General features: G+C 56.7%; 10 protein-coding genes. 3 read left to right on the top strand and 7 right to left on the bottom strand.

The genetic code is table 11. The features are described from left to right. Window positions 1-12 precede the first annotated feature (12 nt). Complete coding sequence (locus QPL95_RS15840) at window positions 13-1,671, top strand: long-chain fatty acid--CoA ligase (protein ID WP_058091213.1); 1,659 nt, start codon at window positions 13-15, stop codon at window positions 1,669-1,671. A gap of 80 nt (window positions 1,672-1,751) precedes the next feature. On the opposite strand, the gene QPL95_RS15835 is transcribed toward QPL95_RS15840, so the two are convergent. From QPL95_RS15835 to QPL95_RS15820, 4 genes are all read right to left on the bottom strand, one after another. After that, complete coding sequence (locus tag QPL95_RS15835) at window positions 1,752-2,207, bottom strand: MaoC family dehydratase (protein WP_232901759.1); 456 nt, start codon at window positions 2,205-2,207, stop codon at window positions 1,752-1,754. Window positions 2,208-2,239: 32 nt separating this feature from the next. After that, window positions 2,240-3,001 (bottom strand): class II aldolase/adducin family protein, encoded by a 762-nt coding sequence (locus tag QPL95_RS15830; protein WP_058091211.1) that lies wholly within the window; start codon window positions 2,999-3,001, stop codon window positions 2,240-2,242. 125 nt (window positions 3,002-3,126) lie between these two features. After that, complete coding sequence (locus tag QPL95_RS15825; protein ID WP_303291918.1) at window positions 3,127-4,269, bottom strand: acyl-CoA dehydrogenase family protein; 1,143 nt, start codon at window positions 4,267-4,269, stop codon at window positions 3,127-3,129. A 10-nt stretch (window positions 4,270-4,279) separates the two neighbouring features. Then, window positions 4,280-5,476, bottom strand: coding sequence for an acyl-CoA dehydrogenase family protein (locus tag QPL95_RS15820; RefSeq protein ID WP_303291917.1), 1,197 nt, complete (start codon window positions 5,474-5,476; stop codon window positions 4,280-4,282). A gap of 319 nt (window positions 5,477-5,795) precedes the next feature. Here QPL95_RS15820 and QPL95_RS15815 point away from each other — a divergent pair, with 319 nt between their 5' ends. Further along, window positions 5,796-7,100, top strand: a complete 1,305-nt coding sequence (locus QPL95_RS15815; RefSeq protein ID WP_303291916.1) for a DcaP family trimeric outer membrane transporter — start codon at window positions 5,796-5,798, stop codon at window positions 7,098-7,100. A 167-nt stretch (window positions 7,101-7,267) separates the two neighbouring features. Here the strand turns inward: QPL95_RS15815 and QPL95_RS15810 are convergent, their stop codons facing one another. After that, entirely contained in the window at window positions 7,268-8,437 is a 1,170-nt protein-coding gene (locus QPL95_RS15810) for an acyl-CoA dehydrogenase (RefSeq protein WP_303291915.1), read from the bottom strand. Between the two features lie 18 nt (window positions 8,438-8,455). Further along, window positions 8,456-9,661, bottom strand: a complete 1,206-nt coding sequence (locus QPL95_RS15805; RefSeq protein ID WP_303291914.1) for a 3-oxoadipyl-CoA thiolase — start codon at window positions 9,659-9,661, stop codon at window positions 8,456-8,458. 132 nt (window positions 9,662-9,793) lie between these two features. Between QPL95_RS15805 and QPL95_RS15800 the strand changes: the two genes are divergently transcribed. Continuing rightward, a complete protein-coding gene (locus QPL95_RS15800; protein WP_303291913.1) occupies window positions 9,794-11,155 on the top strand; it encodes a hypothetical protein in 1,362 nt (453 codons plus the stop codon). A 21-nt stretch (window positions 11,156-11,176) separates the two neighbouring features. On the opposite strand, the gene QPL95_RS15795 is transcribed toward QPL95_RS15800, so the two are convergent. Beyond that, on the bottom strand, window positions 11,177-12,106 hold the full coding sequence (locus tag QPL95_RS15795) for a glyoxylate/hydroxypyruvate reductase A (protein ID WP_303291912.1): 930 nt from the start codon (window positions 12,104-12,106) through the stop codon (window positions 11,177-11,179). Window positions 12,107-12,245: the final 139 nt, after the last annotated feature.

Raw genomic sequence — 12,245 nt, 5'->3', positions numbered from 1 at the left:
GAGAACAAGAATATGTTTACACGCCACTACAAGGTTTGGCCGAAAGATCTGCCCAAAACCATGACCCTGCCGAAAACCAGTCTGTACACCAACCTGGATGTCTCGGCACTGCGTTATCCGGACCACAATGCCATCGTTTTCTACGATGCGCCCATGACCTATGCCCGGCTTAAGCGAGAAGTCGATACTATGGCGGGTTACCTGCAGGCCCAGGGGGTCAAGAAGGGTGATCGGGTCCTGCTTTATATGCAGAACTCCCCGCAGTATGTGATCTCCTACTATGCCATCCTGCGGGCCGACGCCGTGGTTATTCCTGTGAATCCCATGAACCGCGCGGCGGAGCTTGAGCACTATATTTCGGATACTGGCTCCACGGTGTGCATGGCGGGCCAGGAACTGGCGGGCTTCATCGCGCCGTTGATTGGTGAGACCAACCTGGAACAAGTGATTGTTGCGTCTTACAACACCTACATTAATCCGGAAACCGACCTGACGTTGCCGGCTGAAGTTGCTGCGCCCGCGTGGTCCAGGGATATACCGGGAGTGGTTACCTGGGAGGCGGCCCTGGAAGCCGGACACAAGCCCGGTGAACATACTGCCGGCCCGGATGACCTTGCCGTTATTCCGTACAGCTCCGGTACCACCGGGGCACCCAAGGGCTGCATGCACACTCACCGGTCGGTGATGGCGACAGCCGTGCACCGGGTATTCTGGAATCTGTCCACTCCGGATAGTGTTCAGCTATCCACGCTGCCGTTCTTCCACGTAACCGGCATGACTGGCTCCATGAACGGTCCCATATTCTGCGGTGCCACTTCTGTCATCATGACCCGTTGGGACAGAACCACAGCGGCACGTTTGATTGAGCGTTACAAGGTCACCGGCTGGACCAATATCGTCACTATGGCGGTGGATTTTCTGTCAAACCCGGAGCTGGGTAGCTACGACATCAGCAGCCTGAACATGATCGGGGGTGGTGGTGCCGCGATGCCTGTTGCGGTGGCGGAAAAGCTCAAAAAGCTGACAGGCCTTGATTACATCGAAGGATACGGTTTGTCTGAAACCATGGCAGCTACCCACATCAACCCCGGTAACAACCCTAAACCGCAATGCCTGGGGATTCCGGTATTTGATGTTGACAGCCGGATTATCGATGTCGACACACTTGAAGAAAAAGGCGTGGGAGAAACCGGCGAGATCGTTTCCTGCGGGCCTCAGGTCACTCTGGGCTACTGGAATCGACCCGTGGATACCGAGGCCTCGTTCGTCGAAATCGATGGTAAGCGTTTCTTCCGCACCGGCGATCTGGGTTACTACGATGAAGATGGTTACTTCTTCATGGTGGATCGGGTCAAACGCATGATCAACGCGTCTGGCTTCAAGGTCTGGCCGTCTGAGGTAGAAGGGTTGATGTACCGTCACCCATCCATCCACGAAGTCTGCATTATCTCTGCCCCGGACCCCAAGCGTGGTGAAACGGTCAAGGCTTGTATTGTACTAACGCCTGAGGCTGAAAGCACAACAACCAAGGATGACATCATCAGTTGGTGTAAGGAGCAAATGGCGGCCTACAAGGTGCCAACCATCATTGAATTTGTTGATGAGTTGCCAAAATCACCGACCGGAAAGCTGATGTGGCGGGCACTTCAGGAGCAGGAGTGGCAGAAGTAGCTTGCACAACACTGGAAGTTAGGAAGGCGGCTCCCCCCCCACCCTCAGGGCTTGCCGCCTTTTTGCACTGACCGGAAAACTCAGACCACGTACATGGCCAGATTTTCCAGGACACAGGCCGGCTTATCTTCATGTCTGATTTCCACCACTGTCTGGTAAGTAGCCAGCAGGCGGTGATCATCCACCCGCTTCACTGATACCAGCTCAACCCGGGACCGGATATCTGACCCAGCCTTGACGGCTGCGGGAAAGCGGAGTTTGTTCAAGCCGTAGTTGATGGTGGCTGAAGTTCCCGTCACCTTGATGACTTCGCTGTTGAGCTTGGGGATCAGTGACGCCGTCAGGTAGCCATGGGCTACCGGGCTCTTCCAGGGTGACTCCCGGCTGGCCCGGTCGACATCCACATGGATCCACTGATGGTCGCCGGTGGTTTCGGCAAAGGCGTTTATCATGGCCTGGCTCACGGTTACCCAGGGGCTGTGGCCAATGAGCATGCCCTGATAGGCTTCAAGATCATTAATATCAACAGTAATCATAGAACCTTCCTGAAAGTGGATTGATGACGGGCTCAAACGTTGTAGCCAGGAGACCTGGCATCAAGCAGTCTCAGAAGGGCGGGCCAGGTAAGCTTTGCTGCCTTGCCGAGTGAGCCTGATTGATCCGCCGTGGTGTCGATAGCCTGTTGGGCGGGCATATATACCGGGCCACAGCTCTGCGCTTTTACCTGTATCTCGCAGGCCTTCATCAGGAAGTAGAGGTAAGTGAAGGTTTCCGGCACATCGCGGCCCACGGTCAGAATGCCGTGGTTGCGCAAGATCATCATGGATTTGTTACCCAGATCCCGGATCAGGCGCTCCCTCTCATCAAGGTTGAGCGCTACGCCTTCATATTCGTGGTAACTCAGGTGCTCAAGGCACAGCATGGCGGTCTGGCTCAGGGGCTGGAGGCCATCACGGTGGGCTGATACTGCAACACCATCTGCTGCATGCAGGTGCATGACGGCTCCGGCATCTTCGCGCCCCATATGTACGGCGCTGTGGATGGTAAACCCCGCCGGGTTAACCCTGCGCAGCCCGCCGGCTTCCACGACTTCGCCATCCTGGTCGACTTTCACCAGGGATGAGGCGGTCATTTCATGGAACAGCAATCCATAGGGATTGATCAGAAAGTGGTGCTCCGGGCCGGGCACCCGGGCCGACAGGTGGGTAAACACCAGGTCGTCCCAGCCAAAAAGGGCCACCAGCCGATAGGCGGCAGCCAGTTCGGTCCTTACTTTCCACTCGGCCTTTCTCAGATCAGCCTGCATTTCGTCCGGATGGTTTTTTATCATGATTGTTCCTCCGCAGAGAATGGTTGCTCAGGGTTATTCGGGGCATAAAAAAAGGGTGGCATAGGCCACCCCGAAAGAGGGTCCTGACTGATGTGGAGACAGACCCAAGGTTCACTGATTTGGTATCAGTTGGCTTCCAGCAGAGCGGCATAGCGCTCAAGATGGAAGTCATCATCGCCCAGCTGGTGGTTGATCATCACCAGGCGCTTGGCGTAGTGGGCAAAGTTGTATTCCCAGGTCATGCCGATACCTCCGTGGGACTGAACGCCCTTTTCGGAAATAAACTGGGCGCTGCGACTAATTACGTTTTTAGCGGCCGCAATTACCCGACGGCGCTCGTCGCTCTGAGGCTCATCAGCCACACTGGCGGCAAGGATGGCCATTGAACGAGCCTGCTCCAGTTCGGACATCATGTCAGCCATCCGGTGCTGAAGTACCTGGAACTTACCGATGGGCACGCCAAACTGCTTGCGCTGCTTGAGGTAGTCCAGGGTCAGGTCACAGGCGACTTCCATAACGCCGACCGCTTCACCACACAGAGCGGAAATGGCACGGCCAACCTGGTATTCAATAACATCGGCAGCCTCACCTTCGTTGCCCAGCAGAGCGTCTGCGCCGACTTTGACGTTGTTCAGGAATAGATCGCAGCCCTTCGCGCCGTCGATGGTCGGGTAGCTGCGACGCTCCAGGCCTTCAGCATTGGCGTCGATGACAAACAAGCTGATGCCAGCGGCATCACGGCTGTTGCCGGCTGTGCGGGCAGAAACCACCAGCAGGTCGGCACTATGGCCACCGATTACGACCGCTTTGCGGCCGTTAAGAACATAGTCGCTGCCGGCTTTCTCGGCGGTAGTTTCTACGTCGTTGGTGTTGTAGAAGCTCTGAGGCTCCTGCAAGGCAACGGCTACCTGGGTTTCGCCCGTTGCTATGCCTGCCAGCCACTGTTCTTTCTGCTGTTCATTGCCGGCCTGACTGATCAGCCCGCCGCCGAGAACCACAGACTGGAGGTACGGCTCGATGCACAGACCGCGGCCCAGCTCGGTCATCACGCTTTGAACTTCAACACCGGTGCCGCCAAAGCCGCCGAGTTCCTCGGGGAATGGCACCGCCATCAGGCCCAGTTCGCCCAGTTGCTTCCAGAAACTTTCACTGAAGCCAAGCTCTGATTCGCTGTATTCCAGCCGTTTTTCGAAGCTGTACTCACCGCGAACCAGACGAGCCACGGTGTCCTGCAGCATTTGCTGCTCTTCGTTGAGTCGGAAATCCATGGTCGCCTCCTTAAAGTCCCAGAATCATTTTCGAAACGATGTTCTTCTGGATCTCGTTTGATCCACCGAAAATAGACAGCTTGCGGTTGTTGAAGTAATGGGCAGCCAGAGGCGCAGCATCCGGGTCAGACAGGAATTCGCCGTCATAGGCCTGGTCCATCTCTTCTTCAGCAAACGGAATGGCGTAAGGTCCGATCGCCCGGCGTGCCAGGTCGTTGATAGCCTGGCGAATCTCGGTGCCGCGCACTTTCAGCATGGAACTTTCCGCTCCCGGAACGCCGCCGCCTTCTACCGAGGCAACAATTCTCAGGTTGCTGATCGCTGCTGCCATCAGGTCGATTTCGACCTGCGCGATACGTTGGCTGAAGGTCGGATCCTGAATCAGGGGGTTGCCGTTCTTCACCCGACGGCTGGCCAGCTGCTTGAGGTGTGTCAGCGCTGCCTTGGACAGGCCGATGCCGGCCAGGCCGGTGCGCTCGTAGGTGAGCAGGTACTTGGCGTAGGTCCAGCCTTTATCTTCTTCACCCACCAGGTTCTCGACGGGAACCTTCACGTCTTCGAAGAAGACTTCGTTAACTTCATGCTCACCGTCCAGCGTGATGATCGGACGAACGGTAATACCCGGGGTGTTCATGTCGATCAGCAGGAATGAGATGCCTTCCTGCGCCTTCACTTCAGTGTTGGTACGTACCAGGCAGAAGATCATGTTGGCGTGCTGACCCAGCGTGGTCCAGGTCTTCTGGCCATTAACGATGTAATGGTCGCCTTCGCGCACAGCCCGTGTTTTCAGGGAAGCCAGGTCAGAACCCGCGCCTGGCTCGGAATAACCCTGACACCACCAGTCTTCGCCGCTCAGAATCCGGGGCAGGTATTGCTGCTTCTGTTCTTCGGAGCCGAACTTGATGATGACCGGAGCCACCATATTTACGCCGAAGGGAATGGAGCGGGGCACACCGTAACGGCAGGACTCTTCATCCCAGATGTGCTTCTGGACCGGTGTCCAGCTGACACCCCCGTACTGTTCCGGCCAGTGCGTGGCGTACCAGCCTTGCTCGCTGAGAATTTTTTGCCACCGCTGGTGGTCTTCCTTGCTCAGCTTGCGAAAGCCTTTCACCTTGGCTGCGATGTCTTCAGGCAGCTTGGCATCCAGAAATGCGCGAACTTCATCGCGGAAAGCCAATTCCTCGGCTGTGTAATTCATGTTCATAGGTAACCCTCACCGTGCTCTTAGCGAAAATGTATACCGCATAGCAGAATTGTTCCATGATCCATCAACCAAACGGTGGATGTCAATGCTAACGGAATCAACTGTCAAAAAATGCATCGTTGTAGACATGCAAAAAGATAAATGGACTTGTTGATCTAAAATTCTTCATCTATATTCGTCGTCGCGGAAGATGGTGCTGCATAATGAAATGCAAATAACCAGAAGGTCCGCTGTGCGGAATTATTGCGCGAAGGTATGTGCCAGTCCCGTAGATTTAACAATAAAGACGCTAACCAACTCCGATGCGAGGTTTTTCAAGATGACAACAACAACAACCCGTTTTGCCACCCATCCGCTGGTCCGCGCCGTAGCCCTGGCGGGTGCACCTCTGCTGATGCTTGGCTCGGTAACTGCCCAGGCGCAGAGCAACACAGAGCTGGAAGAGCTGCGTGAGCGCATCCAGGTTCTGGAAAGTCATGTGTCGACTGCCCCTGAGGCGCGGGACGACAACCCATATCTGTTACGTGAAGGCAAGGGGATGAAGATTGGTGATACCACGATTACATTTGGCGGGTTCATCAAGGCCGATGTGATTTTCGGATCCAACGGTAATGGAATCAGCAACGGTTACTCCATTGCTTTGCCCCGGACGCTTGCCAAGGCGGCCAATGAAGGTGAAAGCGACTGGAAAACAGGCTTCTCTATCCGTGAATCTCGTATCAGCATTGGTACCAAGACCGAGGATGTTGGCGGCCATGATTGGACCACGTACATCGAAATGGATTTCAACACCGCGGAGGATGCTCCCGGCAATGAAGTTGTCACAAACGGCTATAATGCGCGCGTTCGGCAGGCGTTTGGCTCCTGGAATGGTTGGGATTTTGGCCAGACCTACACAACCTTTACCGATCTGTCTGCATTGCCAGAGATTCTGAACCAAGGTAAACAGGCTGCCTTTATCTATGCCCGACAGCCGATGCTCCGCTATAACATGTCCGCTCCGGGTGGCAAGTTGATGGTCGCCCTCGAAAACCCGGAAGATGGTTTTGGCTCTGAATCCTATGGCGATCAGTCCTATCCGGATCTCGTAGCGCGCTATCAGACTCGCGGCAACTACGGTTTCTACTCTGTTGCGGCCCTGCTGCGCTATCTGGAAGATGATGCTGCGGAGGACACCAAGGCAGCCGGTGCTGTATCTCTGAGTGCCCGTATTCCTACGTTTGGGCGTGATGACTTGCGTCTGCAATACAGCTATGGAGCGCTTGGCCGTTACATGGGGCTGTTCACCTACCCGGATGTGGATCGGGCTGAGCAGGCGGCCGGAAAGGTTGAGCCGCTGAATACCTACGGGGTCACTGCGGCCTACCGTCACTTCTGGAATTCAGCCTGGAGAAGTAACCTGTCGGTTTCCCATACCGAGATTGTGGACGATCTGGACTTCTCTCCTGCAGGGACTCTCAGCTATTTCGACTCCTCCACCTCAGTCCACGTTAACCTGCTGTGGGCCGCTCATGAGAACCTGGCTCTGGGTCTTGAGTATGCCTACTGGGACTTTGGCGAGATCGCCGGCAGCGGCAGTCAGCAGTATGAGCAGGTAATGGCTTCCGCCAAGTTGGCATTCTGATCAGCGATTTCCGTTGAGTTAAAACGAATATTAGGTATTTCATCGCTTGCCCCGGGTGCGCTGCACGCCGGGGCTTTTTTATGCCAGCGCGAGAAGTTTAGGCCTCGAGGCGCCGGGCACAAAAAACCCCTCTACGGAGGGGTTCAGGAGTGCTGTTTCCGGAGGGATCAGCTGAAGGCCTGAATACCGGTCTGACCACGGCCCAGAATCAGGGCGTGGACGTCGTGGGTGCCTTCGTAGGTGTTAACTGCTTCCAGGTTCATGACGTGGCGGATAACGTGGTATTCATCTGCAATACCGTTACCACCGTGCATATCGCGGGCTACGCGGGCGATGTCCAGGGCCTTGCCACAGTTGTTACGCTTCAGAAGGGAAACGGAATCCGGGGTGGCAATGCCGGCATCCATCATGCGGCCCAGCTGCAGTACTGCCTGCAGGCCGAGGGTGATTTCAGTCTGCATGTCTACCAGCTTCTTCTGGATCAGCTGATTGGCGGCCAGGGGCTTGCCAAACTGCTTACGCTCCAGGGTGTAGTTGCGGGCTGCATGCCAGCAGAATTCCGCAGCACCCAGGGCGCCCCAGCTGATGCCGTAGCGAGCCTTGGTAAGGCAGCTCAGCGGGCCTTTCAGGCCTTCAACTTCCAGGCGGTTTTCTTCAGGAACGAAGACTTCGTCCATAAAGATAGAGCCGGTGTCGGATGCGCGCAGGGAGAATTTGCCCTGAATCTTCGGAGTTTCCAGACCCTTGGCGCCTTCGCGCTCGATCACAAAGCCGTTTACCACGCCGTCCAGCTTGGCCCAGACCACGCAAACGTCGGCAATCGGGGAGTTGGTGATCCAGGTCTTGGAGCCGCTCAGCAGGTAGCCGCCATCGACTTTCTTGGCGCGGGTTTCCATGCCGCCGGGGTCAGACCCGTGGTTGGGTTCGGTCAGGCCGAAACAGCCAACAAACTCGCCGGAGGCCAGTTTCGGCAGAATGCGCTTTTTCAGTTCTTCTTTGCCGTAAGAGAAGATCGGGTACATCACCAGTGAAGACTGTACGCTCAGGGCCGAGCGGTAGGCAGAGTCTACCCGTTCAACTTCCCGTGCGATCAGGCCGTAGCATACGTGGTTCAGGCCGGGGCCGCCGTACTCTTCCGGCAGGGTGGCACCCAGCATGCCCAGTTCACCCATTTCGGTGAAGATGCTGCGGTCGAATTTTTCGTGGCGGTTTGCCTCGACGATGCCGGGCATCAGACGGTTATCGCAGAAGCTGCGAATGCTGTCGCGTACCTGGCGCTCGGTTTCGTCCAGTTGTGATTCAAAGTTCAGCAGGTCATCCCAAGGTGCGGAAGCCATTGTTGTTCTCCTGAAAAGTTAGTTGGAAACCCGTTCAATTACAGCAGCAATGCCCTGGCCTACACCAATGCACATGCTGATCAGAGCGTAACGGCCACCGGTACGTTCGAGTTGGCGTACCGCCGTCAGGGCAATCCGGGCGCCGGAAGCGCCAAGAGGGTGCCCCACGGCGATGGCGCCGCCGTTCGGGTTGAGTCTGGAATCGGAAGGATCGATTCCCAGTTTGGTGGTGCAACCGAGAACCTGGGCGGCGAACGCCTCGTTGATCTCGATTACATCCATGTCTTTTAGTGTCAGGCCTGCCCGGGCCAAGGCTTTCTGGCTTGCCGGAACCGGGCCGTACCCCATTACATTGGGCGCAACGCCGGCGATGGCAGCCGATACGATACGTGCGCGGGACTGGATGCCAGCCCGCTTGCCGGCTTCTTCGGAGCCGATAATCAGGGCGGCAGCGCCATCGTTCACGCCGGAGGCGTTGCCGGCAGTAACCACGCCATCTTCAGCCAGCGAGCGAAGATTGGAAAGCGCCTCGAGGTTGGATGTAGGCCTTGGATGCTCGTCGTCCTGTACGGTCAGTGGCGGTTGTTTGCGGCCCTGAGGTACAGAAATGGGCAGGATCTCGTCTTTGAAAAAACCGTCCTGGCGGGCGGCTTCATAGCGGGCCTGGCTTTGTGCGGCAAAGCGATCCACTTCCAGTCGGCACAGATTCAGCTCGCGTGCGATGTTGTCTGCGGTTTCCGGCATGGTGTCCGAGCCGAACTGGCGTTCGATCAGCGGGTTCGGGAAGCGGGCACCAATGGTGCTGTCAAAGGCGCGGAATTCACGGCTGTAAGGTGATTCGGACTTGGCCAGCACAAACGGCGCGCGGCTCATGCTCTCGGCACCGCCGGCTACGAACAGGTCGCCTTCGCCACAACGGATAGCGCGGGCAGCATCGATGATGGCGGCAAGGCCAGAGCCGCAAAGCCGGTTCACGGTCTGGCCACCGGTTTCGACCGGCAAGCCTGCCAGCAGTCCGGCGTGCCGTGCCAGGTTGCGGGCATCTTCACCGGCCTGGTTGGTGCAGCCGGCAATCACGTCTTCATAATTCTCCGGAGCAAAGGCGTTGCGCTCAATGAGTGCGCGAATGACCTCGGCCAGCAGGTCGTCGGGGCGAACCTTGGCCAGGGCGCCTGCATGCCGCCCAAATGGTGTTCTCAAGCCATCATAGATGTATGCGTTCATAAGAATTGCCGTATCGATTATGGTTAGGTAATTCCGAACTGCGGAATATAGTTTTGTAAATGATATTGGAAAAGACTAATCTGGGTCTATCTCAATTGCAAGAATTGTTCATCATTGGTGGCTGACTGGTTTATGAATGGAACTCTTCGCTGGCTGCTGGCTTGTGCCGTGGTCATGGAGCTTGTCGCGATTTGTCTGCAGAGCAAAGCCCTTAGCGCCTCTGCCGGGCTGGTATTCATCCTGGTGTTTGTTCTGGGCGCGATGCGCCTTCAGGTCTATGCAAGGACGTTGTTCCTGCTTTCCCTCACGTTTAGTGCTGGTTTGTTTGTGACCGGCCGTCTCGGAATGGACGGTGCCCTTGATGCGTTGTCGGATGCAGCGTTCTATTCGGCGTTTTTGGGCAGCCTGGGGATGATGCAGTGCCTGGTGCGCCGCTTTGAAGTCCTCAGGCGTATCCACGATGTGCTGCTCGGGGGTCGGGCATCCCTTTTATACCCAAAGTATGCGGCGGTGAGTTGCGGTATTGCTTCGGTACTCAGTTTCGGAATGATGAGCCTTCTATGTGGCACTCTCGCAGATAGTCTTAAGGAGAGGGGAATAGAGGGAGCGGCAAGGCTGCAGTGGCTCAGGAGCGTGCTGATCAGCGCCTTGCGAGGGTTTGCCCTGGTGCCATTGGTGGCACCCACCAGCGTAGCGGTTGCGATTCTCACGCGAGAGCTGCCCCAGCTCAGCTGGTCTTCTCTTTTGCCTTTCGGCTTTGTGGCAGCTTTGCTGATGATCGTGGTTGGCTGGGTGCTGGAAAGGCAGCGCTTCCGGGAAATCAGTAGTGAACGGGTTGCGCTCGACGGCTGGCCTGAAGGAACGGGCAAACTGACGCTTCTGGTTCTGGTGGTGTTTGCCTGTATGGCGTTGCTGGTTGCCTTGGCGGGCGTGAAGGTGTCGGTGGCTGCCATGTTGGCTGTTCCGGCTGTCACTTTGTCTTATATGTTGTTGCAGGAACGCTCTCCGGTGGCGGTATTGGCAGAAGGGGTGGGACAGTTGGCGGTGATGTCCAACGAAATGGCGATCTTTGCCGGCTCAGCCATGCTTGGGGTATCGATTGCCACTGTGGTGCCGTCAGATCTGTTGAACGGACTTGTGGTGAGCGGCTGGGGTAGTTACCTGATTGCAGCCGCAGGGCTGCTGATCATGCCGCTGTTCTCCATGGCCGGGGTTATTCCGATTACCGTGCTCAGCGTTCAGTCCGGCATGCTTGCGCAACTGGTAGCTAGCGGCGCTGACCCGATGCTGGTGGCAATTGGCCTGGTTATTGGTTTCTCACTGGCAATGATGGTGTCGCCGTTCGGGCCGTCGGTGATGTTGCTGTCACGGTTTGGTCAGGTTTCCCGCAACGTAGTGGCCTTTCAGTGGAACGGTGTTTTTGTCTTGCTGGTGGTGCCGCTGTTGCTGTTATTGCTGGCGGTGTTTGCGGTGATTCTGCCGGCCCCGGGCTGACCGGCAGAATCGGCTTGCAGGTTAGTAGCCGCGGGTTATGTCGACTATTCCTGTGATGGCTCGCCCGCTGGCGTGGTCCCGGATTTTCCCGGTGATCTGCTCCAGGGTGGCATCCCGAAGAGTTCGCGCCGAAATGTGCGGCGTGATTGTGATGTCGGTTCGCTCCCAGAACGGGTGGCCAGCCGGCAAAGGTTCCTTGCGGAACACATCCAGGGAGGCCCGCTGCAGTTTCTCCTCATCCAAGGCCCTGAGCAGGTCTTCTTCCACGAGGTGCTCCCCCCGGCCGACATTGATCAGCACCGTACCCGGCTGGAGCTGGCTGAACAGGTCGTAGTTAAGGATGTTTTCGGTTTCGCTGGTCAGTGGCAGGGTGTTAACCAACACTCGCGTTGCCCCCAGAAACTCTCCGAGTTGCCCGTTGCCTGCAAAGGTGCGCACGCCTTCTACCGTGTGCTCACTCCTGGCCCAGCCGTTTACCGTATAGTCCAGGCTTGCCAGTGTGCTGGCCACACGCTTGCCAATGTGCCCAAGCCCCATAATGCCGATGGGCCACTCTTTCCGGCTGATGGGGCGGTGTATCTTCCACAGCCGCTGGCGTTGCTGATCCCGGTACAGCTCCATCTGCCGGCTGACTTCCAGTATCTGGTGCAGTACATGCTCGGCCATCTGTACCGACATGCCGGCATCTTCCAGTCTTACCACGGTAAGGTCTGCCGGCAGGTTGGGGACTTTCAGCAATCCGTCGATACCGGCGCCCAGGTTGAACACGGCCTTCAGGCGGGTTTCACGCTCGAACAGCTTCGCCGGGGGCTGCCATACGATGGTGTAGTCTGCATTAATCGCCGGTCCGTCCGGATCCCAGACATAAATGTCTGCTTCTGGTAGCAGTTGTTTGATAGGTACGGTCCAGCGCTCTGGTTTGGGATCGCCCGCTACAAAAAGTACCTTCATACATGCTCCTGAGTATGGTTTGTTGTCGTGCATATGACTTGGTTCCGCATTGCAGAATAAAGTATCGCTATACTATGGTAAAGGTTGCCCGGGTTTCCGTCATGGCTATTTCGTGGCATCGGGTAATGCCAGTGTTTCG

It is taken from the genome of Marinobacter sp. SS5-14b (assembly GCF_030541005.1).
GTDB lineage: Bacteria > Pseudomonadota > Gammaproteobacteria > Pseudomonadales > Oleiphilaceae > Marinobacter.
Note: the sequence above shows the minus strand (reverse complement) of the source record. Positions and strands in the feature narration are given on the sequence as shown.